The organism is Methanosarcina mazei S-6 (genome assembly GCF_000970205.1).
GTDB classification, from domain to species: Archaea; Halobacteriota; Methanosarcinia; order Methanosarcinales; family Methanosarcinaceae; genus Methanosarcina; species Methanosarcina mazei.
In genome coordinates, this window is record NZ_CP009512.1 from 353637 (window position 1) to 377771 (window position 24135).

At 43.7% G+C, this 24135-nt stretch carries 29 protein-coding genes; 9 read left to right on the top strand and 20 right to left on the bottom strand.

What is annotated here, in order from left to right; all coding sequences use genetic code 11:
• Positions 1-175 precede the first annotated feature (175 nt).
• The 4 genes from MSMAS_RS01445 (at position 176) to thiC (ending at position 4101) form a co-directional block, all read left to right on the top strand.
• A complete protein-coding gene (locus MSMAS_RS01445; RefSeq protein WP_011032977.1) occupies positions 176-727 on the top strand; it encodes a TATA-box-binding protein in 552 nt (183 codons plus the stop codon).
• 79 nt (positions 728-806) lie between these two features.
• Positions 807-1358 carry a TATA-box-binding protein gene (locus MSMAS_RS01450; protein ID WP_048046292.1) on the top strand — a complete coding sequence of 184 codons (552 nt, stop codon included), beginning with the start codon at positions 807-809 and terminating at the stop codon, positions 1356-1358.
• A 124-nt stretch (positions 1359-1482) separates the two neighbouring features.
• A complete protein-coding gene (gene aglJ / locus MSMAS_RS01455; protein WP_048046293.1) occupies positions 1483-2400 on the top strand; it encodes an S-layer glycoprotein N-glycosyltransferase AglJ in 918 nt (305 codons plus the stop codon).
• 414 nt (positions 2401-2814) lie between these two features.
• Complete coding sequence (gene thiC, locus MSMAS_RS01460) at positions 2815-4101, top strand: phosphomethylpyrimidine synthase ThiC (protein WP_011032974.1); 1287 nt, start codon at positions 2815-2817, stop codon at positions 4099-4101.
• Between the two features lie 137 nt (positions 4102-4238).
• Here thiC and MSMAS_RS19350 read toward each other — a convergent pair whose 3' ends face one another.
• From MSMAS_RS19350 to MSMAS_RS19135, 5 genes are all read right to left on the bottom strand, one after another.
• Positions 4239-4385 (bottom strand): DUF4367 domain-containing protein, encoded by a 147-nt coding sequence (locus tag MSMAS_RS19350; RefSeq protein ID WP_268988866.1) that lies wholly within the window; start codon positions 4383-4385, stop codon positions 4239-4241.
• A 9-nt stretch (positions 4386-4394) separates the two neighbouring features.
• Entirely contained in the window at positions 4395-5366 is a 972-nt protein-coding gene (locus MSMAS_RS01465) for a LolA family protein (protein ID WP_230633325.1), read from the bottom strand.
• Between the two features lie 134 nt (positions 5367-5500).
• Positions 5501-5719 (bottom strand): hypothetical protein, encoded by a 219-nt coding sequence (locus MSMAS_RS19355; RefSeq protein WP_011032972.1) that lies wholly within the window; start codon positions 5717-5719, stop codon positions 5501-5503.
• Between the two features lie 76 nt (positions 5720-5795).
• Positions 5796-6500 carry a LolA family protein gene (locus MSMAS_RS19360; RefSeq protein ID WP_230633326.1) on the bottom strand — a complete coding sequence of 235 codons (705 nt, stop codon included), beginning with the start codon at positions 6498-6500 and terminating at the stop codon, positions 5796-5798.
• Between the two features lie 132 nt (positions 6501-6632).
• Positions 6633-6773, bottom strand: coding sequence for a hypothetical protein (locus tag MSMAS_RS19135; protein ID WP_015411510.1), 141 nt, complete (start codon positions 6771-6773; stop codon positions 6633-6635).
• A gap of 695 nt (positions 6774-7468) precedes the next feature.
• Between MSMAS_RS19135 and MSMAS_RS01480 the strand changes: the two genes are divergently transcribed.
• Positions 7469-7945, top strand: a complete 477-nt coding sequence (locus MSMAS_RS01480; RefSeq protein ID WP_011032969.1) for a methylated-DNA--[protein]-cysteine S-methyltransferase — start codon at positions 7469-7471, stop codon at positions 7943-7945.
• Positions 7946-7961: 16 nt separating this feature from the next.
• On the opposite strand, the gene MSMAS_RS01485 is transcribed toward MSMAS_RS01480, so the two are convergent.
• Complete coding sequence (locus MSMAS_RS01485; protein WP_048045861.1) at positions 7962-8153, bottom strand: hypothetical protein; 192 nt, start codon at positions 8151-8153, stop codon at positions 7962-7964.
• A gap of 77 nt (positions 8154-8230) precedes the next feature.
• Here MSMAS_RS01485 and MSMAS_RS01490 point away from each other — a divergent pair, with 77 nt between their 5' ends.
• Positions 8231-8974 (top strand): epoxyqueuosine reductase, encoded by a 744-nt coding sequence (locus MSMAS_RS01490; RefSeq protein ID WP_011032968.1) that lies wholly within the window; start codon positions 8231-8233, stop codon positions 8972-8974.
• A gap of 102 nt (positions 8975-9076) precedes the next feature.
• Here MSMAS_RS01490 and MSMAS_RS01495 read toward each other — a convergent pair whose 3' ends face one another.
• Positions 9077-9583: a DUF1616 domain-containing protein gene (locus tag MSMAS_RS01495; protein ID WP_011032967.1), complete on the bottom strand. Its 507-nt coding sequence runs from the start codon at positions 9581-9583 to the stop codon at positions 9077-9079.
• Between the two features lie 122 nt (positions 9584-9705).
• Between MSMAS_RS01495 and MSMAS_RS01500 the strand changes: the two genes are divergently transcribed.
• The gene (locus MSMAS_RS01500; RefSeq protein ID WP_011032966.1) at positions 9706-10494 is read left to right on the top strand and encodes an SAM hydrolase/SAM-dependent halogenase family protein; all 789 of its coding nucleotides are present in this window, start codon (positions 9706-9708) and stop codon (positions 10492-10494) included.
• Positions 10495-10685: 191 nt separating this feature from the next.
• Here the strand turns inward: MSMAS_RS01500 and MSMAS_RS01505 are convergent, their stop codons facing one another.
• The 12 genes from MSMAS_RS01505 to MSMAS_RS01560 form a co-directional block, all read right to left on the bottom strand.
• Positions 10686-11102 (bottom strand): GNAT family N-acetyltransferase, encoded by a 417-nt coding sequence (locus MSMAS_RS01505; protein ID WP_011032965.1) that lies wholly within the window; start codon positions 11100-11102, stop codon positions 10686-10688.
• Positions 11103-11937: 835 nt separating this feature from the next.
• Entirely contained in the window at positions 11938-13071 is a 1134-nt protein-coding gene (locus tag MSMAS_RS01510) for a radical SAM protein (RefSeq protein WP_011032964.1), read from the bottom strand.
• 288 nt (positions 13072-13359) lie between these two features.
• The gene (rpl12p, locus tag MSMAS_RS01515) at positions 13360-13674 is read right to left on the bottom strand and encodes a 50S ribosomal protein P1 (RefSeq protein ID WP_011032963.1); all 315 of its coding nucleotides are present in this window, start codon (positions 13672-13674) and stop codon (positions 13360-13362) included.
• Positions 13675-13716: 42 nt separating this feature from the next.
• Entirely contained in the window at positions 13717-14760 is a 1044-nt protein-coding gene (locus tag MSMAS_RS01520; RefSeq protein WP_011032962.1) for a 50S ribosomal protein L10, read from the bottom strand.
• Positions 14761-15402 carry a 50S ribosomal protein L1 gene (locus MSMAS_RS01525; protein WP_011032961.1) on the bottom strand — a complete coding sequence of 214 codons (642 nt, stop codon included), beginning with the start codon at positions 15400-15402 and terminating at the stop codon, positions 14761-14763. It abuts the gene before it with no gap.
• Between the two features lie 241 nt (positions 15403-15643).
• A complete protein-coding gene (locus MSMAS_RS01530; protein WP_011032960.1) occupies positions 15644-16129 on the bottom strand; it encodes a 50S ribosomal protein L11 in 486 nt (161 codons plus the stop codon).
• A 120-nt stretch (positions 16130-16249) separates the two neighbouring features.
• Positions 16250-16708: a transcription elongation factor Spt5 gene (locus MSMAS_RS01535; protein ID WP_015411503.1), complete on the bottom strand. Its 459-nt coding sequence runs from the start codon at positions 16706-16708 to the stop codon at positions 16250-16252.
• Positions 16705-16920, bottom strand: a complete 216-nt coding sequence (locus MSMAS_RS01540; RefSeq protein WP_011032958.1) for a protein translocase SEC61 complex subunit gamma — start codon at positions 16918-16920, stop codon at positions 16705-16707. The genes MSMAS_RS01535 and MSMAS_RS01540 overlap by 4 nt, the downstream gene beginning before the upstream one ends.
• 424 nt (positions 16921-17344) lie before the next feature.
• Complete coding sequence (ftsZ, locus tag MSMAS_RS01545; protein ID WP_011032957.1) at positions 17345-18469, bottom strand: cell division protein FtsZ; 1125 nt, start codon at positions 18467-18469, stop codon at positions 17345-17347.
• Between the two features lie 92 nt (positions 18470-18561).
• The gene (locus tag MSMAS_RS01550; protein ID WP_048038150.1) at positions 18562-18741 is read right to left on the bottom strand and encodes a hypothetical protein; all 180 of its coding nucleotides are present in this window, start codon (positions 18739-18741) and stop codon (positions 18562-18564) included.
• Positions 18742-19013: 272 nt separating this feature from the next.
• Complete coding sequence (locus tag MSMAS_RS01555; RefSeq protein WP_011032956.1) at positions 19014-19604, bottom strand: endonuclease dU; 591 nt, start codon at positions 19602-19604, stop codon at positions 19014-19016.
• 135 nt (positions 19605-19739) lie between these two features.
• Positions 19740-21035 (bottom strand): proteasome-activating nucleotidase, encoded by a 1296-nt coding sequence (locus tag MSMAS_RS01560; RefSeq protein WP_015411502.1) that lies wholly within the window; start codon positions 21033-21035, stop codon positions 19740-19742.
• A 57-nt stretch (positions 21036-21092) separates the two neighbouring features.
• Between MSMAS_RS01560 and MSMAS_RS01565 the strand changes: the two genes are divergently transcribed.
• The gene (locus tag MSMAS_RS01565; RefSeq protein WP_011032954.1) at positions 21093-21578 is read left to right on the top strand and encodes a multiprotein bridging factor aMBF1; all 486 of its coding nucleotides are present in this window, start codon (positions 21093-21095) and stop codon (positions 21576-21578) included.
• Between the two features lie 347 nt (positions 21579-21925).
• Here MSMAS_RS01565 and MSMAS_RS01570 read toward each other — a convergent pair whose 3' ends face one another.
• Positions 21926-22768 carry a TatD family hydrolase gene (locus MSMAS_RS01570; RefSeq protein ID WP_011032953.1) on the bottom strand — a complete coding sequence of 281 codons (843 nt, stop codon included), beginning with the start codon at positions 22766-22768 and terminating at the stop codon, positions 21926-21928.
• A gap of 304 nt (positions 22769-23072) precedes the next feature.
• On the opposite strand from MSMAS_RS01570, the gene MSMAS_RS01575 reads away from it, so the two are divergent.
• Positions 23073-24101 carry an isocitrate/isopropylmalate dehydrogenase family protein gene (locus MSMAS_RS01575; RefSeq protein ID WP_011032952.1) on the top strand — a complete coding sequence of 343 codons (1029 nt, stop codon included), beginning with the start codon at positions 23073-23075 and terminating at the stop codon, positions 24099-24101.
• Positions 24102-24135: the final 34 nt, after the last annotated feature.

Sequence of the window (24135 nt, forward strand, 5' to 3'; positions counted from 1 at the left end):
TTTAGGGTGGGGTGGCCGCCCGCAGTTTGATTTTACTGGCGCCTCTAATTTAAGCTTTTCTGTCGTATTTATATTCTTTATATATGGTATTTATATAGTATGCAGGGCATTTAACTATAGCTTTATATACTGGTTAGAGGATATTACTTTTGCTTTATATACTGAGGGTTGACTAATGAGCGAATCTAGCATCAAAATCGAAAACGTGGTTGCATCCACCAAACTCGCTGAAGAGTTTGATTTAACTGTGATAGAATCCCAGTTCGAAGGGGCTGAGTATAACAAACAGAAGTTCCCTGGACTCGTCTACAGAGTCTCTGACCCTAAAGCCGCTTTTCTGGTATTTACTTCCGGAAAGGTTGTCTGCACAGGAGCAAAAAACGTTGCTGACGTGCACACAGTTATTGGCAACATGGCAAAAAAGCTGAACAGCATCGGGATCAAAACAATGGAAAACCCGCAGATTACTGTTCAGAATATAGTCGCTTCAGCAGATCTGCACACCATTCTTAACCTCAATGCAATTGCAATCGGGCTTGGGCTTGAGAATATTGAATACGAACCCGAGCAGTTTCCTGGTCTTGTATACAGAATTGATGAGCCCAAAGTAGTTGTGCTTATCTTCAGCTCCGGAAAACTGGTAGTTACAGGCGGCAAGACGCCTGAAGATTGCGAGAGCGGCGTTGAAGTAGTCCGTCAGCAGCTCGACAATATGGGGCTTTTATAAGAACCCTCAATCTATTAATTATATACCATTTTTCTGGAAATTAGGTAACTTACTGGCTTTATATGCTAAGGGTGGACAAATGAGCGAATCTAGTATCAAGATCGAAAATGTGGTTGCATCCACCAAACTCGCTGAAGAATTCGACTTAACTGTTATCGAATCAGAGTTCGAAGGAGCAGAGTACAACAAGCAGAAGTTCCCCGGGCTCGTTTACAGGGTTTCAGATCCTAAAGCTGCATTTCTGGTCTTTACTTCCGGCAAGGTTGTCTGTACAGGGACGAAAAATGTTGCCGATGTACACACAGTTGTAGGCAATTTGGCGAAAAAGCTGAACAGTATAGGGATTAAGACCATAGAGGACCCTCAGATTACTGTCCAGAATATTGTTGCTTCCGCAGACCTGCATACTATTTTGAACCTTAATGCAATTGCAATAGGGCTTGGACTTGAAAACATTGAATACGAGCCTGAGCAGTTTCCTGGTCTTGTATACAGAATTGATGAGCCCAAAGTAGTTGTGCTTATCTTCAGCTCCGGAAAACTGGTAGTTGCAGGCGGTAAGAGCCCTGAAGATTGCGAGAGGAGCGTGGAAGTAGTCCGCCAGCAGCTCGACAGTATGGGTCTTTTATAAAATCCTCAAACTTTTTATCTATTATATCCATTTTAATCTGCCTCATAAAGTACATGGGGAATACTAAAATAAAAACGGATTCTGCGGTATTCGTAGAGGCTCCGGCAAAGGATATGTGTGAAACGTGAATAATGCAGATGTTTGCATCCTCATTCCTACACTTAACGAAGCTGCAACTATAGGGGAGCTCATTAAAGACTTTAAGAAAGAAGGCTTTTCCAATATTCTGGTAATAGATGGAAACAGCAGGGACGGAACAGCACAGATTGCAGAAGCTGAAGGCGCAAGAGTTGTCCTGCAGACCGGAAGGGGAAAGGGGCAGGCAATGATCCAGGCTTTTGGACTCATCGAATGCCCCTATGTAATAATGGTTGACGGGGACGGGACATATCTTGCAAAAGAAGCTCCTTTTCTTCTAAGGCCTGTTCTGGAAGGAACAGCCGACCATGTTATAGGCAACCGGCTGGAAAAATATTCTCGGGGCTCTTTTACAAAACTGAACCTGGTTGGCAACCGCCTGATAAATACGCTCTTTGACACCGTTTATGGGGTGCAGTTAAGGGATATCCTCTCAGGTTACCGTGCGTTCACGCTTGAGAGTATAAGGGAGCTTGAGCTTAATAAAACAGGATTTGAGATTGAGACCGAAATATCAGTAGAATGTGTCCTGAAAAAGCAGAGAGTCGAAGAGATTTCGATTACTTATCTCCCCAGAAGTAAAAAAGGTGCAACCAAGCTAAACCCCGTAAAAGACGGAATAAGAATCGGTTCTACTATTTACAGGCTTGCAAAAGTTCATAACCCTATGTTTTATTTTGGGATCATTGGTTTTGCCTTTATTATTGCAGGTCTGTTTACAGGAACCTATGTGGTAGTTGAGTGGTTCAAGGATATCACTCATGTTCTCCTTTCAGTTCTCACGGCCCTGTTTATTATATTCGGACTTCAGATGTTTATTTTCGGGATGCTCAGCGACCTTATAGTAACTCTTCACAGGCAAACGGTCAACCTGATCCAGGAAAGAAATAAGCAGAGAAAATGATCGGGACCTTCTGGTCTTCTGGTCACCCCCAGATTCCTTTCATATACTTCTCAGATTTTATCATATGCTTTTTTTATTCCTGTCCGGGTCAATTTTTAACTTTTTTGTCATGCTATTTATCTTTATTTTTCAGAATAATTCTCAGGATAATTCTTGGTTTAAATCAAGTTTACTTGTCTAAAACTCAGCCATACTTTCGGAATTCTTTATAAAAACCTTATTTTAATGCTGAACTTTATATTTTTCGATATCAAAAGAGGCTCAAGTAAAGTAAAGTTGTTTAAGATTAAAGTTTGTTTTTTAAATAGTGTTATATATAATTACTTTCCTTTTATGTTCTAACTCACAATCCCTTTACTTACATATGAACTCTGACGATAATCTCATTTACAAATGAAAGTTGAGGTAATAAAGATGACAATTGTGGAAGATGCAAAAAAAGGAATTATCACCGAAGAGATGAAGATCGTCGCAAAGGATGAAGGACTTGACCCTGAATTCATCCGCCGCGGTATTGCAGCCGGAAGAATCGTTATCCCCACCTCTCCTTACAGGCAGGTAAAGCTCTGTGGACTCGGAGAAGGTCTGAGGACCAAAATCAACGCTTCTATCGGTGTATCTTCTGACATCGTTGACGACGAAATGGAAGTCAAGAAGGCAATCGCTGCCGAGAAGGCAGGTGCCGACACACTCATGGAACTGGGTACCGGTGGAGACTTCCTCGGGATCAGGAAAAAAGTAATTGACAGCATCTCCCTTTCTGTCGGGTCTGTTCCTCTCTACCAGGCTTTCATCGAAGCCGCAAGGAAGTACGGTTCAATTGTGCACATGACTGAAGACGAGCTCTTCAAGGCAACTGAAGACCAGGCAAAGCTCGGGACCAACTTCATGGCAATCCACACAGGTGTAAACAACATCACCCTTGACAGGCTTAAAGCACACGGAAGGTATGGCGGTCTCTGCTCCCGCGGCGGTGCCTTCATGAGCGCTTGGATGATGCACAACGAAAAGGAAAACCCGCTTTACTCTCAGTTCGACTACCTTGTTGAGATCCTCAAGGAACATGAAGTAGTTCTCTCAACCGGGAACGGGATGCGCGCAGGAGCAACCCACGACGCAACAGACCGCGCCCAGATTCAGGAACTGATCATCAACACAGAACTCGGCCAGAGAGCCCACGATGCAGGCCTGCAGGTCATCATCGAAGGTCCAGGTCACATCCCACTCGACCAGATCGAGACCAATGTCAAGATCATGAAGGAAATGAGCGGTCACAAGCCCTTCTACATGCTCGGACCCCTCGCAACCGACATCGCCCCCGGCTACGACCACATCGTAACCGCAATCGGCGCATCCCTTTCAGCTTCCTATGGCTGTGACTTCCTCTGCTACGTGACCCCTGCAGAGCACCTTGCCCTCCCCAACATCGAAGATGTTATCACAGGTGTCAAGACCTCCAAGATCGCAGCTCACATAGGGGACATGGTAAAGTATCCTGAAAGAGCAAGACAGTGGGACCTTGACATGGGCCGTGCCAGGAGAGACCTGGACTGGGAAAAGATGTACTCTCTCGCCCTGGACCCCGAACACGCCAGAGCAGTCAGGAACAGCAGGGCACCTGAAGACTCAGATGCATGCACAATGTGCGGAAACTTCTGCGCCCTCAAGATCGTTAACCAGAACTACAACCTTGCAAAATAAACTTAAAAAAATAAAGTAAGGCTTTAGAGCTTTACTTTTTCACCTTTTCTTTTATCCTCATATTTTCGATTTTTATTCTGTTTTTCCCTATTTTTTCCGTGTTCCGATGAATTCACTATTCTGGAATTATGCCGAATTTATTTCTTTACCACCATTGATTCAGCAATTTTCAAAAGCTTGTTTTTTTCCAGGGAAGAGGTCATGGTCAGGTTAACGTTTTCAAGCTTCCAGTTCAACAGGTTCAAATCCCTTGTTGAAACATATTTTCCTTCGGTTCCACTGATTAAAACTTCTTAGGCAGGATCCATGATTGCAGCATCCTGGGTTTGGCTTCCTTCATATACGGTTTCTGTAATAATTATGCTGTTTTCTCCATATTTGTAAGTCAGGGAGACCGTTTCGTAAGCCTTACCTTCTGGAGATGTTTTATCTGTTTTGTAGACTATAGCATGGCTGAATTCATAACTTTCTGGCAGGTACTCCGGGATCAGGATTTCAAACCCGACACGTTCCTCAGCTTCTTTAAGGCTTAATTCTCCAGAAGGATTCAATTCTCCGTGTTCCACGGTCTCTATTGTTTCAATGGTCTGTACGGTTGCTCCTTCCGGGATTTTGAATACAAACTCAGAATCCGGAATTCCGGTGTTTACTTTCAGGTCCCGGATTTCTACTTTTGAAATCAGCGTCTTATTGCTCTCACTGCTATCGTACATTTCGTATCCGAGGAACATCCAGGTTTCTTTGTCTATCCAGACTTTCATGCTGTATTCAGGGACCTGTTCTCCTGTCTTTTTCGGAGTCGCTTCTAGCAGGTAAGCTTTTTTCCTTCCTTCAACTTCCTCTGTCCCGAGCATAGATAGGTTCGTATCGTTAAGGGCGATTTTTACGAGTAAAAGATAGTCATTTTCGTTTAACTCCGGGGTATCGGGAATTTTTGTTTTCATAACTGTGTTTGTCCCAGGGATATAAGTCCACCTGAATTCTCCATCAGAGAGCACAAGTGTCTCTTCTTCCTTTCCCGGCTCTTTTATGAAATTTTTCATCATGTGCGGTTTTTTGTATATGGAGTTAAACTCATTTTCTACAACCTGTTTCCCTATATAGGAGGTCATATGCATCGTGTACGAATAATCCTGAATGCTGCCCTGTTTTTCCATCATCCGGGATACAATCTCTTCAGCGCTCAGCTCTCTTTCCGTGCAGCCCGATGTGAAAAGGGCCAGAATTACGAGGACCAGCAAGAATAGCACTTTCTTTGTTACCATATTCCTCACCTTTTTCCAGCTTTAACTGCTATTAAACGGGTTTTTTAGGTATCCTCCCGTATGGACTCCGCAATTCTCAGCATTTCATCTTGCTCCAGGGAAGAGGTAAGGCTCAGGTGAATTTCCCCTATCTCTCACCTCAGGATCTTCATGTCCCCTAAGGCAAAGTACTTCCCTTCTTTCTCTTGAATGTCAACGTCTTCTGCAGAGTCCATGATTGCAGCGTCCGGGGTCTGGCCTTCATATACAGTTTCTGAAAGGTAAATGGTATCTCCCTCCTCGTTTTCGTATGTTAGGGAAACCGTCTCGAATGCCTCCCCTTCGGGGGCTATCCAGCTGTTGTTGGAGACCATCGAATAGTTGAAGGCATACCTTTCGGGGAGGTATTCCGGAACCAGAATTTCAAATCCTGCAGCTTCTCTAGCTTCTTCAAGGTTCGAACGAGTCGAGGTCCACGGTCTTTAAGGTTGCCCCTTCCGGCACCTCGAATACAAACTCGGAGTCCGGGATCCCTGTATTAATTTTCAGGTCGAGGATCTCGAGCTCTATCACCAGGTCTCCATCGCTGTTATACATTTCATACCTTAGAGGCATCCAGGTTTCTTTGTCCACCCAGAGTTTCATCTCATCTACAAGCTGTATTCCTTCTCCTTCCTCTTTCGGGCTAGTCTTAAGCAGGTATGCGGGCCTTCCTTCGATTTCCTCCATACCAAGTAGGGAGACCTCCGTTTCGTTCAGTAACTCGCTAATAATCCCTACGTAATCTATCTCCCCCAGTACCGGAGTATTCGGCATTTCCATTTTTATGACCGTATTTGTTTTCGGGTCATATGTCCACATAAATTCTCCATCCGAAATTGCGATGGTGCCTGCTTCTTCTTCAGGTTCTATTGCAATTGCTTTTGATTTGTTCGGTTTCTTTTGCAGGACTCGGGTCTCGCTTTCCTGTGTCTCTTCTCCAAAGTATGAAGTCATCTGCATCGTATACGAATAATCCTGGATGCTGTCTTCTTTTTCCTGTATCTGTTCTGCAATTTTTTCCGCGCTGAGTTCCTCGGTACAGCCCGATACAAAAAGGGCCGGAAACAGCAGGATCAGCAATGTAAGTGTTGTAAGTGTTTTCCGGGTTTTCATTTTCTCACCACTTTATTTCCAGGGGTTTTCCGAATTCTTCTCTCCAAGGTTGAATCCTGCCTCTCTCATTCAGAGACCAAGACCTGTGATGAAACTTGAGGCATGAAACTTGAGTCAATCTGCCCTTCTGCGTCAGGATACCTGTTCAGTGTCTGTCAGGTTTTCAGGGAATAGTATTTCCCGAAATCTCTGGTTTTTACCCTGTTTGCCCTGGCCATCCCAATCAGAGTTTCTTCGATGTTCAAACTGTGTTTCACCTTCCGGGAGGGACATAAGTAAACGTCTGGATGTTGACTATTTATAGCTTACTGTCTCCTGAACTTTTGGAACCCTTTATCCTGAAGATTTTCATTTTGTGGTAAGAATTTTGGAGCTTTTTTCAGAATTGTTTGATGACCCGGCCATAAAAGATATATGGAATAACGTTAAAATCTGTTTTCGGATATGAATATCTGTTAAATAGTATAAAAATAAATAATATAGTCAGATAATATATTATTAAATATGGGAACAGAATGAGATCTATATCTAAGAGAAAGCAACTTAAAAATAATATAGAAATTATGCTTCTTTAGAAAGGTTCCAGAAAACTGCTGTGGACCTTCGACAATATAAATTCGATAAGAATCCTGCAGCTTGTGTAGCTCGGAATCAGGAATGTCCATGTTTGTTTTCATGAATCTATTTGGAATTTTTGTAAGAGTTCTGTACATGTCCGATTTCCTGCACATAACCTCAAATTTCCTTTCGAGGGCTTTCCCTTCAAAAAATAAGTCCGAGTGTTGTAATGAATAATATCCAGTGTTGCTCTTTTTTGTCGTATCTGTCCTACGTCGAAATCCCTGAGCAAAAATTTCTTTAGTGCCTCGTAAGGGGCAGGTTAGTGAATAAACATTTCTACCATTAGCCATAGAATTTGTTCTACTATTAATCATAGAATTATCTGTAATCGAGAGGAGAAAATAGAAATGTATTATCACATAATCAAATCCCCTATCTACCCAATTCTTCTCGCAGGAGATGAAAAAGGGCTGAAACATCTTATTTTCTTGAAAGACGAAAGAAAAGCTAAAATCCCCAATGACTGGGTAGAAAATAAAGATTTTTTCAGGGAAGTCTCTAACCAGCTTGAAGCTTATTTTTCGGGAAAACTCAAGACTTTTGATGTAAAGCTGGCTCCGCAAGGAACTGAATTCCAGAAATCCGTCTGGAAAGCTTTATGTGAAATCCCTTGTGGAGAGACCCGAACTTACGGGGAGATCGCAAAAAGAATTCAGAACCCGAAGGCTTACAGGGCTGTCGGGCTTGCAAACAACAGGAATCCGATTGCAATAATTGTGCCCTGCCACAGGGTTATCGGGGCGAATGGAAAACTTACGGGCTACGCGAGCGGGCTGGATATAAAAGAGTTTCTACTAAAACTTGAAGAAAACAATTTGAAATAAGAGAATTACATAAATTTTATTTAAGTTCTCTGCAACACCTATCCAGTTCTCTTTGAATACTGTCAATTTTTTCTAATTGCTCTCTTTGAATGCTGTAAATTTTTTCCAATTTATATACCATTATCAAAAACAACAATGGTATTATAATATAGAATATTATCCCAAAAATAGCTCCAAGGATAACTATTACTTCGCTAACCCCTATCATCGTTAAAAACCCTTTAATTTATTATGATTTTTCACCTATTTGTAACTTTGCAAAAATAAATAAAAGGAGATCCCAGTATGGAGCTCAAAGACAAGATCGAGAATTTTATCAAAGAAGCCGCCGTAAACCCTGGTACTGAGATTCGATATCGTGAACCTCTCGTAGGCTACGCTTCAGCCAGAGATCCAATTTTTGAGGAAATGAAGAAAATCATTGGCTCTCATCACCTGCACCCAAAAGAGATCTTTCCCGAAGCAAAAACGGTTGTCTCGTTTTTCCTGCCGTTTGAAAAAGAACTTGTAAAGCTGAACTGGAAATCTCAGGGACCTGTAAAGGAATGGATTCAGGCTAAAGGAGAAACAGACCGTCTGATAGGAGAAATCAGTGAGAGACTGATTGTTGAGCTGGCAAAAAACGGCATAGAAGCAGTTGTGCCTTCAATTGTTTTTGATTACAAAAATAAGGGTTTTGCTGTTACATGGTCCCATAAAAGTGCAGCTTACGCTGCCGGGCTGGGCACTTTCGGTGTCCACCAAATGCTGATCACGAAAGCCGGATGTGCTGGCCGTTTCGGGACAATACTGATTTCTGCAGAGATCCCTCCTACTCAACGTCCGGCTGAAGAATTCTGCCGTTACAAAAAAGGAGAAAAATGTCTTGTCTGTGTGGACAGGTGTCCGGCTGGTGCCATTAACATAAAAGGGGTAGACACAGAGAAGTGTTTCAGGCTGCTTCAGGAAAACGCAAAGGCTTTTCCGGAGCTTAACCAGCTTGCCTGCGGAAAATGCGCAACCGGACCCTGTGCTCTCAGGTCTCGCTGAAACAAACTAAATTCTTTTTTTTTCTGCGAATTTAGCGATTTTAATTATTTCGTTTTTTCGAGATGTTAGGGTCCAATGTTAAATTTCCTTCAAGTAGATTGCTTATATCGCTGTTATCGAATTATTCTCCGAGATATTCTGATATACATTTATCCCCAGGTAGACGCCTCTATAAGGCGTGCAGAGATCTCCTTCAACTATGTTTTTCTCGCCTTCCTTGTAGAGCGAAAATCCAAGCATCATATTCGTTCCTTCAAATGGTGGGGTTATGGTAACTGCTTTTTCCCATGTTGCGTTGTCCCTGAGACTTATATACTGCTTATCAGGAGGTAAAGGCAGAGGCGTGTTTTCAAGCTTAACCTCCATTGTATAATTGACAGGTTTCTGCTCATGGTTTACAATTCCAACTATTACGGTTCCATTCCCTCCAAGAACGTAATCTACTGGATAGTTGTCGGCTTTTCCTTCAGGCCCCAGGATATAAAATTCTGTGTAAGGTTCCTTTAAAGACTCTCCTGTTTTTTCGTTGTTCATTTTTTCCCCGCACCCGGATGCGAGAATAGAAAGACTGATGAAAATCAGTATGAGTATTATTTTTGTATACTTCATTTTCTCCACACTTCTTCTATTTTCCTTCTATATTTTTCAATGTTTGACTGTATCTCCTCACATCTTATTATTATTTTTCAATTCAACATAGCCTGAAATAGCAAAAAAGCCGAATAATATGTATGTCTATAATTTCCCTTACCACCGATTTTGGAGGCCTCTACCCCGCAGCCATGAAAGCCGTCATTCTTGGAATTAACCCCGAAGCGCAGATCGTTGATGTAACCCATTCTATCCGGCAGGCAAGTATCAGAGAGGGCGCCTTTGCACTGTACTCGCTTGTCCCTTATTTCCCGGCTAAAAGCGTGCACGTGGGAGTTGTCGACCCCGGAGTGGGGACTTCCCGCCGTGCCCTTGCCCTGAAAGCAGGTCCGGAAGGTGAAGAACAGTTTTTTGTTGGTCCTGATAACGGGCTTATGATCCCTGCAGCCCGCCGCCTTGGAGATATGGAAGTTTATGAGATCACAAACAGGGAAATAATGCTTAATTCGGAAATTTCTGCAACTTTTCACGGCAGGGACATTTTTGCACCTGTAGGGGCCAGACTCTCTAAAGGTATGCCAATCGAGACTGTTGGGAATAGAGTTTCGGATTTTGTAAACCTGGATTTCGAAAATTATGGGGTTGATGGGCAATTTCTTGTAGGGGAAGTCGTTTATACTGATAATTTCGGGAATGTGATTACAAATATCCCTGAGGATGCGGTCCTGAAGTTCCGTACTTTCGGCTCACAGGTGGAAGTTAACGGCAGAAAAGTCTTTTTTGTTCAGACCTATGGTTTTGTAGGGCAGGGAGATGCGCTTATTCTTATTGGCAGTCATGGCTTTCTGGAAATTGCAATTAACAAAGGTAATGCGGCTCTGCAGTTCGGACTCAGAAGTGGAGATACTGTGACAATAAAGGTCCTTTGAAAAAAAGCCGTCATTTATGCGGGTTAAGGGCATAGAAAAGCGGAGAGTAAGGGAAATACCTTATCCTTCGTTTTTTAATGTGCTAATCCGTGATACTTCGAGCCAGCTTGGTCAGAACTTGAATTTAAGATATTCAGCTTCCTCCGGTGCAGGCTAAGCAATTAGTATTTACAGTTCTCTTTTTAGATAAATCATGTCAACAAGCTGTTTCCCATTTTTATATATTGGATGGTCATAATTGTCAGTAAAAAATTCCTGATACGATGCGACTCCGTAAAACCACAACTCTTATAAAAATTTAGAGTTACAGGGCTGTTTCCTGTTCCGACAAGAATAGTTCTGAAATCTGGATAGAAGGAGAACAGAAACTTTATCAGAGCTTTTCCATAGCCTTTTCGCTGACAATCAGGCTGAACCGCGATGTTTTTTAGTTCGTAAATACCGTTTGATTCTTTTGTAACCACGCATTCAGCTTTTACCCCATTGTCATTCAGAACAAACATTTCGCCACGCTCGAGATATTTATCTACCATGTCTTCCTGCTCGTCCGCCAGCAATAGCAGATCTATATATTCTTTTTTACTTCCTGTAACTTTTATGATTTCCATGTCAGGTACCCCTCAAGTCCGTATTTATATCGCTAAATTAACAACCCGATTATAGCCTGGACTCGATTATAGTTTAGTAATCGCAAGAGGACAAGCAATAACTGTCCTCTACTGAATTATTCCAGGTATATCACAAATCCAAACCCCTTGCCAACAGTCCCAGCCTGTAATGAATGATTCGGATTATACACGTTTACGTCCATAAATAATTCCAGTGTATTTCAACTCCTCCCTTCAAACGTAGGGTGAAGTTGTCATTTCAGTGCTAGAAACTGCAAGTCGGCGAGCCGCATCAGGGGTGATCCAGGTCTCAGCAACGGGGGAGACCCAGGTATCCGCGGCAGCAACCCTGGCTTCCGTCTTCTGAGGGAATTGTAACCACTTCCTACTTTCCCGCTTTACCACTCAAGTTAATAATTGAAGTACAGTTGGATTCCAAAAGATGAAGCTCGAAGGCTTGAAGCGTGCGAAGTCGCCGAGCTTGAAATGTAAATGCCTCTACTTTAAAAAATAGTTACGTTTTTTCTGGCAATGAAACACTTTTGATTTCTCTACATATATTCTCATGCTAGTGGTTCAATGTACTTCTTAAGTGTCAATTTCTGAGTTCTACACTTGGAAAAGCCATTTGCTTCGCAAACGTGACCAGACACGTTTGATACGATATTCCGGTTGCCCTGTTTTTCGTTCCTTACTTATCCACACATCGGTTTTAAGTCCTCTTGAGGGAGCGAAGCGACCGAAAAGGACACCGTGCTCCCGAAGCGGAACTCGGGTGCCGAAGCGGAACTCGGGTGCCGAAGCGGAACTCGGGTGCCGAAGCGGAACTCGGGCATCACATCCATTCGTAATGCATTAAAACTTCAGGATTGAAACTCTGCATTAAACTGTTTTCCGTATATCCAAAAAAGAGGCAGCCTTTACAGTTTTCTACGATCTCTTCCCTGCGCTGCGCAGAGTTCTTCCATACCTTTTCAAAACCGTCTTTCATAACGTTTCCAAGAGGTTCCTGATGCACACGGCAGGTCTCGGCAGTTCCGTCATGCGTAACGTTAATAATAATGCCACTTGCTCTGCATTTGTAATCCTTTTTTTCGTCCCTGACCATCCCCAGGTAGGTCTTGGAATTGATTATGGGGTAGCCCTTTTCTTTCATCTCGATTATGAGGTTAACGGTGCTGCGGAACTTTTCCTTATCCCTGATTCCTATTTCTTCCCATATTTCCCGGCTGATTCCGGGGAACTCATGTACTGGTTCAAAAGAAATTTTCACACCCAGTTTTTCTGCAAGCAAAATAAGGGTTTCAATATCATCAAGGTTCTTTCCTGTGAGCACGCAGTTCATCAGGATCGGGTTTTTCTGCTTCTGGAGTTTTCTTACCTCAATAGCTTTTTTCAAGCCTTTCAGAAGGGTTCCGAAATCCATTTTCCTGATTTCTTTATAGCTTTCTGTCCCGTCTACTGAAACCGAAAGGTAGTCCACATTCTCAAGCTCTTCCACTCTTTCGTAAAGAAGCTTCCCGTTCGTGACCATGGAAGTAACCATCCCGAGTTCCTTTGCGCGAGCCATTATGAGGGGCAGGTCCTTTCTGAGGAGAGGTTCCGTGGTCCAGGCATTGTAAACTCCGATTCCAAATTTTTTTGCATCATTGAGCAGCCTGAAGACCTCGTCTCTGGACGGTTCTTTTCCGGGTTCTTTCCTCCAGTATTCACAGAACTTGCAGCGCATATTACAATTAGCATTTACGCCGTGAGAGAGGACAAAAGGGCGTTTTTTGATTCTTATTTGCCAGAGTGCTCTTGAAGCAAGGATGGGATCAAATCGGGACATAACAATCGCGTTTTGTTTTTCTAAAAAGAAATTCGGGTAAAAATGGAAAAGGGGGTCATTAATATCTCCATAGCTATAGCACCCTTTCAGTTCGGGAACAGTTCCTATGTAGATTCCATCTTCATCCTTTTCGATCAACACGACAAATTTTTGCTTGTCGTATTGACTGCTTCATACTCTCTATCTTATTCTATAAATAGGTAAATATGATTTTGAAGATGTGTAGGGAATCTGTGGAGACTTATGGTGTGAGTTCCATCAGTTAACTTTAGAACCAGGGTTGAATTATAATGTTAATCAGAGATATAAAATTGAGAAATAAGTCCGTGCAGATTTAATAATTATTTTTAGTATGTAACAATTATTGCAAAGTTTTGCAGTCCAAAAAAAAGAGAGCCCGCCCTGAGGCGAGCTGAGATATTGAAATTATCCGAAAAGGGCACCGAGTCCGGCCATCCCGTCTTCTTCGGCATGGTCTTCTTCTTCCTCTTCAGGCTCTTCGGCAGGAGCTTCTGCTGCTGCGGGTGCGGCTGCTGCGGGTGCGGCTGCTGCTGCAGGGGCTGCAAATGCTGCCTTTGCGATAGCTTCTTCGATGTCCACGCCTTCAAGGGCTGCGACAAGGGCCTTTGCCCTGGCTTCGTTCACTTCGATACCAGCTGCCTGAAGAACGGCAGTGATTGCTTCTTCGGTAATTGCTTTACCAGCGTTGTGCAATAAGAGAGCTGCATATATGTATTCCATCGTTAATCACCTAACTTTGTATTAGCGTAAATGTAAATCTGTTTATCCGAAAAGGGCACCGAGTCCGGCCATTCCATCTTCTTCGGCATGGTCCTCTTCTTCCTCTTCAGGTTCTTCTTCCTTCTTTTCTTCTTCTGCGGCAGGAGCTGCTACTGTGGCTGCTGCGGCTGCGCTTGCGGCTGCCCCAAGAACTTCTCTCAGGTCGTCGTCCACGGCATTTGCGTCCTTTTCTGCGGCTTCGGATGCAACGGATGTCATCTGAACATGGGCTTTTGCCAGCAAGGAGTCCATGACTCCAGGTTCAAGGATAACAGCATTGACACCAAGGCTCTTTGATTCTGCATAGGCTTTTGCCAGCAGGGTGCCGATTGTTGCGCCTGTCGGGTATGCTGTGTTGACCGAGAGGTTGAAAGCGTTCTGAGCTGCCCTGATAATGTCAGAGAAGTACTTGCTTTCATCAACTGCAAGGAGTTCAGGCTCGTAAATTGTCCCGTCATCGTAGGCGGCTCTAAGGTCAAGCCCGACGATAAGCGGGTATATTTCCAGCTTTGAAAGCATGGTAGCGAGTTTCTGAGGGACTGCCTCGCCTGCTTTACAGACAACCTTTGTTTCCTTTACTGCCACCTTTCCGGCATCGATTGAAGCGGGAATTCCTGCACTCTGGAGTTCACCCAGAATCGGACCGGGCGGAAAACTGGTGGGCCCCTTCTGGACAATTATGTCCTCTGGAGCTATTGCGCCTGCTTTAATCGGAGAAGGAGTCTTTGTCTGCTCAAGCAGTTTGTAAAGCTTGAAGGGACTTTCATTGGTAAATATCAGAGCGGTCTGATTGTCCAGATACCTGGTCATTTCGGGAATAGATTCCCCAAGCTGGTTTAAAGCACGCTCTGTGAGGGTGTTCCTGGAGACTTTGAGCACCGCAACGTCCTTAAGGTCCCGGCGGATCTTCTGGATCTTGGTTGCGAGGATGCCTTCGATCCGAACCATCCCGAAAACTTTGTGAGACTGGATGAGCTCCTTAATATTTTCAATTTCATCCTTTTTCCACTGCGGGATGTGCTCGGTGTGATGCCTTTCTTCTGCCATTTACACCACCCTCTCTGATTTTCCCATGGTTGTCGTGACATAGACCGATCTCAGGTTGTGCTTGCCCTTATCGAGGACACGCTCAAGCCTGGACATAATAGTCTCTATGTTTTCGGAAAGGTCGTCAGGGTTCATGTTCCTTCTGCCGACAGCCACGTGGAAGGTAAGTCTGTCTTTTGACCTGAGCTTGACTGCGTTTTGCTTGCTCTGAATCAGTTCACCGATGTCCTTGTTCGGCATGAGCGGGATAGGCATCTTGCCTCTGGGTCCCAGAACAATACCAAGGTTCTTACCGATAATCGGCATGAACTGAGTTTCTGCAATAAAAAGGTCGCATTCGTTTGCAAGAACTCTGGCTTTATTTTTGTCAGCAGCCAGCTCTTCGAGCTCAACGTCAGAAATAACATACGCAGCACCGGCAGCCTTTGCTCTCAGGCCAACGTCACCCTTTGCAAAAACGCCGATCTTCAGCTCTTTTCCGAGCCCGTGCGGAAGAATTACTTCTTCATCGACTCTGTTCTTTGGTTGGTTCATGTCAAGGTTCTTTAAGTTAATCGCCAGATCCACGCTTTCCGAGAAATTACGCTTTGGCGATTCCTCAATTACTTTCTTGACAGCTTCCAGTATAGTTCTTTCTACCATCTTGTTCCTCCCCGTAGTGTTTGAACTTCATGTCCAGACAGCCTTTCCGGCTTACTACGGTGGTCGTAGGGGGCTCCCCTTTCCGGGTCCTGTTACTCTCAACAGTAAGCCACCAATAACATCCTCTTAGTTATTCTAATCGAAAACTGTTCAAGGCTCTTGTGCTATTAGTGGTATCCAATTTAAAACTATTGGTGTACAGCCAGATCCCGGATTTAAAAGGTGGGAGGAGATAAAAGGCTTACCACGCCTCGTTTGCAAGCAAATCGTCAAATTTGCCTTCATCGAGTGCTTTCTGGCAGTCCTTTGCCTTCATTCCCTCTACATTCACGCCCATAGGGACACAGGTGCCCATGACCTCTTTCATTGTAGCTTTGAGGTCGTAAGAAAGTACGTCTTCCTTTTTCATACGGGCGATCTTTGCAACCTGAGGGATTGTCAGGTTTCCAACAACCTCACTTCCTGCATTTCCAGACCCTTTCTGGATCCCAAGCTCTTTCATGACCAGGGATGCAGTCGGTGGGGTACCTACCTCGATTTCGACGTTTTTCTTGTCGTCAACAATTACTTTCACAGGGACCTGCATTCCATTGTAGTCCCTTGTTTTTTCGTTGATCTTTTCGACCACTTCTTTTATGTTAACCCCGAGCGGACCAAGTGCCGGACCTAATGGTGGTCCGGGATTCGCTTTTCCTCCGGGGACAAGTGCTTCAACAATACTTGTCATCTGAGTCTCACCGGTTTTTATAAGTATGAATTTTGTAGATCTGTTTCAATCCACTCTGAGTGCTGGTGATTTTTATTTATTAATAAGCTTGAATTTTCAGTATTCCCTACTGATCCGGGCTTATTCGTTCTCTTTTTTGAGTATTCTTACGGTGTCGCCACGAATCGTAATCGGGATCGGGACCACAGCATCGAAGAGTTCAACAGTAATTTCCTCGTGCCCTTCATCAACCCTTTTAACACGGGCTTTCTCTCCCTTAAAGGGTCCGGAGGTAACCTCAATTATAGCCCCTTCTTTGATTCCGGTAACCACTGGTTTTGGCTTGAGGAAATGTTCGATTTCCGAGATTGAAGAACTCCCCTTAACAAGGGCTCTTGCATGCGGGATTGTCTGGATTGCCAGTTCAACAATTCCTGATTTTGGAGCCTCTACAAGGACATATCCTTTAAGCTCGTCAGGAGCCAGAATTGCCCTTATATCCAGCTTTTCCTTTTTTGCAACCCTGGCAAGTGTCATTGCAACAGACCTTTCCTGGTTTGCTGTGGTTTTGATTACAAATATCTGGGAATCCTCACTCATTTGGCCACCCACTGGGGCAACATTGTCAGCAGTACATATATTATAAATCCAACTGCGCCCACAGCCAGAATCCCGGCACCTGCAACTTTGGCAATGGTCAAGAACTCTTCCCTGGACGGTTTTTTAGTAAGTTTCAGGACCCTCAGGTGTGCCCGAATTGCCTGACCAACGCTTTTTGTAGTTATATTCGGTTCTAAGGCGGATTCTACCAATTAATTCACATCCAGGTTTTATGTACATATTTAATTTTATCTGGAATTTCGCGCACAGTTCTTCTTCTTTATGGTATATACCCGAATATGCTTTTTATCTCGCAGAATTCGGATTTTACTTTTCAGGAAGAACGGGCGGATTATATTATTGATTCCTATTATATGAAGATATCACTGGCACGATCTATTATACATCTCAAATTTTAGACGCAGGATTATTTTTCATATAAAACCCCTAATCGTGTCAGCAAAAATTTTCTTTTTTTGGTGCCGAATTGTATCGGCATCATACTGCATTTACCATAAAAATAGTTTTCGATTGGATTTATATTTCTACGTTCCTTCTTTTTAGCTTAAGAGGAGGAAAACAGTATTTTTCTCCAACCGAACGTTTTTATCCATTTTTACTTTTTCATCTCTCTGATCACTCTACGAAGTCAATTCCGTACTTATATGTGATGTCCTTATCGTTTCCGTGCCCATATATCTGAGCGGAGGTAACTCCTGTAACCACTATCATTGTACGTACTGTCTTTTCGAGATCCGGATCAACCTGGGCACCCCAGATAAGGCGAGCATTGCTGTCTATGCGGCTGTAGACTTCCTGTACCACAGATTCTGCTTCAGAAATGGTCATGTCAGGACCTCCAACCACGTTAACGAGGGCAGAGGTTGCACCGGATATGTCCACATCAAGGAGCGGGCTGCGCAGTGCTTTCTGGACTGATTCGACAGCTTTGTTTTCACCGTCAGATTCTCCAAGTCCTATCATAGCAACGCCTCCGTTCTGCATTACAGTCCTTATATCTGCAAAGTCAAGGTTAACAAGCCCGGGCTTTGTGATAAGTTCGGTTATACCTTTTACAGCTCTCATAAGGACTTCGTCAGAGACCTTAAAGGCAGCCTGCAGAGGAAGCTTCGGGACTACTTCAATCAGCTTATCGTTTGGGACAACTATTACCGTATCGGCTACGTCTCTCAGGCGCTCGAGGCCTGCTTCGGCATTTGTCCTCCTGACATGCCCTTCCACGCTAAACGGAAGAGTCACAACTGCAATAGTAAGGGCGCCTGAATCTCTGGCTGCCTCAGCAACTATTGGTGCAGATCCTGTCCCTGTTCCTCCTCCAAGACCCGCGGTGATAAAAACCATATCCGAGCCCTGGACGATCTTGTTAATCTCATCAATACTCTCGATTGCTGCATCTTCTCCGATCTGGGGGAGACTGCCGGCTCCAAGCCCTCGGGTTTTCTTTTTCCCGATGAGAATCTTTTTGCCGGAGCGTATATGAAGAAGGTGCTGAGCGTCAGTGTTTATGGCAACAAGGTCTGCTCCCTGGATACCTTCGCCCATCATTCTCTGTATACTGTTTGAACCGCCGCCTCCGCAACCTACCACTTTGATAGTTGTTTTGAGGCTTCTCAGTATTTCTTCAAGTTCAGCGTCCACTTCTATGTTTTCATCAGAGTAATCCGAATTTGAGTTATTTCCCTGCCCACCACGTCCTTCCAGGGCAGATCGAGCAAGGGCTTCTTCCACAATGGATCTCATGCTACTGTTTTCCTCCATTCTGCTGGGGTGATCATTTGATGAATTGTATTAACTATAAGTATGTTACAACACGGAAAAAATTATTTTAACCATCACATATACAGTTTCCAATTTAATAGTTTTCCTTTTCTAGTTTTTGAAATTATACTATATATGTTTAATAATTTTATTAATGTTGTCCTATCTTCAGGTCTGAAGCTGGATTTTTCAGTCCTGAAATTGTCTGGTATTTCTTTTTCTTCAAAATTTTCTTCAAAATTCTCTTTATTCACATAACCTTCTTTAATATCTTCTTTAATATCTTCTTTAACATCTTCTTTAATTTCTTTGTCTCAAATGTATATTTTTTTATTTTTTATATTTTTTTGAGGCTGGTTCCTGTATTTTTATCTTTCCCTTTTTTTCTGATTTTTTCCATGTTGTTCTTAATTTTACTCCCAGCCGAGCTTATTCACAGCCGCCCCATGTCAGTTTTTCTCCTTTTTTCTAATACTCTTTGCCAGAATTTTCTTTTTGAATCCGGTAAAACCAGTTATATTTTCAGTTACGCCTTTCCTCTGGATTCTCCCAGAGTTATGCCGGTTGCAATCAGATGGGCGACTCTGAGAGGCTCAGGAATGCTGCTTCTTATTGAAGTGAGACGGATGATCTTTTCTACGTTTTTTGCCCCTATCCCGGCTTTCTGAATATAAATAGGAGTCCCATTCCTTCCAGTAATCAGTTTTTCTATTTTTCCGGCTTTTTTTATTATTTTCCAGCGTTCCTCTCCGTCCGAGAAATGCTTCAGAGCAGATCGGATTTTTTCAAAATCTGGACAGGAACGCATTATCACAATAACCGGAAGCCCTGTTTCTCTGTAGAGTTCCTCTATATCGACAACGTTAAAGCCTCCATAAGTAATCCCATCAAGCATGATAACCCTGAGCTGGTTGTGATGCCTGCTGTTTTTTATCATTGTGACCATCACCTCTGTAGCGTCAAGCCCGTCTCTGGTAATCTCAGAGCGCAGGACTCCATCTATCCAGTCCCCTCCCCTAAAAACAGTCCCAACTATCATTACCTTTTCATTAAGAAGTGCAGAATCATCTATGCCCAGAATTCGGATTTCGGGTTTTACATGAAAATCTGAATCCACAGCTACCTGTATGTCTGAATTCTAAAAATAGTTTGCCGGTTTCCCGTGAAGCCGCTTTAAGCAAAAATCAAAGGGAAACTGGAGTTTTCCGGAAAATAGGTGCCTTTAAAAGGCTTTTTTTCATTAGCCGGATTTTTACACGAACATGGTTTCCGGAAGGTTGGAAGGCATCATCTTCTGCGTATCCGCAGCCATGGACACCTTTTCCACTGCTTCGAGGAACTCTTCCATCTCAACCAGTTCCTTATCTCTTCTGACCGCGAACATGCCTGCTTCGGTAGCTATAGCTTTCAGGTCTGCCCCGCTCATTCCTTCGGTAGCTTTTGCAAGCTTTTTGAAATCGATGTCTTCTGCAAGAGTCATCTTTTCGCAATGGATTTTAAGGATTTTTCCCCTGGCTTCGATACCGGGCATGGGAACATGGACAAGCCTATCAAAACGGCCTGGCCTGAGAATTGCAGGGTCAAGGACGTCCGGTCTGTTTGTTGCTGCAATAATCCTGATGTTTTTCCTCTTGTCAAAACCATCCATTTCTGCAAGAAGCTGCATCAAAGTTCTCTGAACCTCTCTATCTGCGCCAGTTGTCTCGTTTAAACGCCTTGCAGCTATCGAATCCAGTTCATCGATAAAAATGATACTGGGAGCTTTTTTCCGTGCCATCTCGAAGATTTCCCTGACCAGCTTGGACCCGTCCCCTATGTACTTCTGCACCAGTTCAGAACCAACAACTCTGATAAATGTAGCATTGGTCCTGTGGGCTACGGCTTTTGCAAGCAAGGTTTTGCCCGTTCCCGGAAGCCCGTAAAGTAATACTCCTTTTGGGGGCTCAATTCCTATCCGGGCAAAGCGTTCAGGCGAAGTTAACGGAAGTTCTACTGCTTCCTGAAGTTCCTGAATCTGCTCGTCGAGACCACCTATCTGATCGTAATCAACTTCAACACTTTCGATAACCTCCATTGCAGCTACAAAAGGCTCTTCCGTGGAAGGGATAACCTCTGCAATGGCAAGTGTATGCTGGTTCAAGGCAACTTTTGCCCCTGGCAGCAGCTTTTTCTCGTCAATATATTGTGAGACGTTTACCAGGAACTGAGGCCCGTTACTGCTACGGACTATAATACGATCATTCTTGATCACGTCAATAACCGTACCAATGATCAGAGGAGAGGTTTTCATCCGATCTAGCTCGGACTGCAGCTTTCGTATCTCCCTCTCATATTTGATCTTTTGGTTCTCTAAATAGCGTTTTTCGGACTCTATCTGGCTGCACTGCTCTTCCAGAAAACTGTTGCGGCTTTCAAGTTGCCTCACTCGGTCCTGGACGCTTTCAGTTGTTTCCCCCAGCTCTCCAGGCTCGATTCCGTCATACACAGATCCGGGCTTCACAAGGTGACTGCGCATGCTTTCATCCTTACTCTTGGTACTTTCCGTCATGGAGCTCCGAATATTATTTAAGTTCATACCGTATATAGCGTTTTCGAAGTGATCAATATGCAGTGCGAAATATGTGGTGCAGAGATCCGCGGAAAGCCTATATCCGTTACAATCGATAACAGCGAACTCCAGGTCTGCCAGAAATGTGCACCGTACGGTAAGCCCGTTGATAAGCGGTCTCCCGTATCAAGGAAAGTCTCTCCGGTAGTTCGTACGGTACCACGAACTGAAAAGAGGCCAAAAAAGGATTTCTTCGATATTCTAAAAGACGAGCTTCTGGACGATTACGATCACATTATCCGGGAAGCTAGAGAAGCCCGAGGCTGGTCTCAGGAGGACCTGGCTGAAAACATCAAGGAAAAAGCATCTCTGATCAAAAAAATAGAACGCAGCGAAATAGTACCCGAAGATTCTGTTAGAAAAAAACTGGAACATGCCCTTAACATTAAACTTACCGAACGCTTGGATGATGCGGGGCAGGAAGTCTCTCATATGAAGAAAGACACCACCCTTGGTGATATAGTGAAAATAAAGCGCAAGTAACAAAGCTCAAGTAACAAGGCCAAATGATCCATGAGTTTTAACTGTAAAGTTTTATATTGAGGTTTTGTTCCACCAGCATAGTTTCCGGCAGGTTTTTCCTTCCGGAAACATATGAAAATCCGGAAACTAATGATGGAAATATTTACATCCTGAGAGATTCTCTTTTGGTTTTGAATCATACAGGTCCTTTTAATCCTTTAAATGCGTGCTTAAAAAATCAGCCAGGCGGGCTGGCTCAGATAGCCACCAGTTTTTCACTCTTTCGTTTGTTCTGTGTTTAATTCTTATTTTTTCTGTGTTTAATTCTTAATTTGAGCTTTCTTGCAGTTCACTTCATGGGTAAAATTTCAGAGTTCAATCTCTATATCATAGACTTTTTCCGGATTTTCTTTATGGATCGTCCAGAAGGGCTCTTCTCCATATGTTTCCATCAGCTTTATGGTTCTTTTAGGGATTGTCTTCGGTCCAAGTACCGCACCCGGCCTGTCAGGGTCATCAATATAATCTGTTTCCATCATAAAGCGAGTCCCCTCTTCAATTGCCTTTTCAATCGCCCCTTTAACCGATATTACTCCCGGAAAAATCCCCAGTTCCTCGCAGGTTTTTACAAGAGGGGGAGAGTAATGCTTGACTACCCTGTACATCTTAATTCCTGTTTTTCTTGCCCTTTCGGCTATGTCCTTAAGTTCGGGTTCCTGCACGCTTTCGGTATGGAGCTGGACTGCGCAGTCCTGTTCTTTTCCGAGAGAAAAGGCATGTTCCATAATTTCGTTTGAAGCTTCCCAGACATCTGAGGGTACGGGATAGTGCGGGCGTCCGGACTTTATTCCCACTGCAAGGCCTCTTTCCACATATCCTGCAGCAAGCTCAAGCCCCTTTTTCATGGTTTCTACTGCTTCTGATAGGTCCATATATTCCGTAATCTTTGAGATCTCAGCAGGATGAACTCCTAAGACCGGGAAAGCTCCAACTCCAATCTCCCGGATTTTCGATGCTATTTCCACTGTTTCGTCAAATACAGCAAGGTAATCTTCAGGTTTTTTAACCGCAATTCCAAGGGACCAGCTTGGTTTGGTGACCAGGATTATATGCGTCCCGCCTGAGTTCTTGAACTCTTTTACGGCTTCAAGCCCCCTTGCTCTCGGGTCTATATGCATATGGTTGTCGGTAATCGGAATTTTTGCAGGCATGCTTGTTTCCTCGAATATTTTCTAAAAACTTTCTTCAAGATTATCTATACCATTGAAACCAATTCTATTAGAGTACTAAGGAAGGGTTATATTCTGCAATCCCATATTTACTTCAAGGAATCCCATATCTATTTCCTGGAAGTATTGGTGTCTATATTATTACCCAAAAGTTGAAATATGAGCCTTACATTGAGTACGCCGCAAGATTCAATTATACTTATTAAATTCTTAGAAAAGTTCCCCCTTTTTTAGCTTTTCATCGCTACGGTTCTTTTAACACGAACCCTATAAATCTGGTGATAACATGACCAAAACCGCAGCAGTAATCAAAGGTGACGGGGTAGGCCCCGAACTGGTGGATGCAATGCTTAAAGTTGCAGAAGCCTCTGGCACTGATGTCGAATTCGTAATGTGTGAAGCAGGAGCCGGCTGGTGGGAGGAGCATGGAGGTAATTCCCTTATTCCTGAAGAGACCTGGCAGATCCTTGACAGTTCTGACGCATGTTTCAAGGGTCCTACAACCACTCCCGGAGGAATCGGCTCCCCGAGAAGTGTGGCTGTATCCATCAGGAGAAAGTACGACCTTTATGCCAATGTCAGGCCAATAAAAACCTTCCCGAATTCAAGTGCACCTCTCGGAGATGTCGAAATGGTTTGTGTTCGTGAAGGGACAGAAGGTCTCTACATAGGAGAAGAAATCCAGCTCACAGACGATGTATCCATTGCAATCAGGAAAATTACCCGGACGGCATCCAGCAAGATTGCCCGCTATGCTTTTGAAGACGCAAAAAAGAGAGGTTACGACACAGTTGTGCCAATCCACAAAAGTAACATCCTGAAATTGACCTGCGGCTCATTCCTTGAAGAGGTCGAAAAGGTTGCTCACGACTTCCCGGATATCGAGGTCTGGCCCTACCATATTGATAATATTGCCCAGCAGCTTATCAAGAACCCCCAGATCTTTAACAAGAAAGTCCTCCTTTCCACCAACCTCTTCATGGACGTGATCAGTGAGGAATGCTCAGCCCTTGTTGGCAGTATCGGGCTTATCTATTCCGCAAATATCGGGGACAACTTTGCAATGTTTGAACCTGCTCACGGCTCAGCCCCGAAGTATGCAGGCCTTGACAAGGTAAACCCTGTTGCAACCGTTCTTGCGGGCGCCTGGATGCTGGACTACCTTGGAGAAAAGGACAAATCCGACGCGATCTTTAAAGCCACTGAGCGTGTTATTTCCGAAGGCAAATACGTGACTTATGACCTCGGAGGAAGCGCAAAGCTCAGCCAGATGGCAGATGAGATCGCAAAATACACAGAAGAAATCCTGAAATAAAGATTTGAAAATCAATAATTCGAAAATCCGGGGA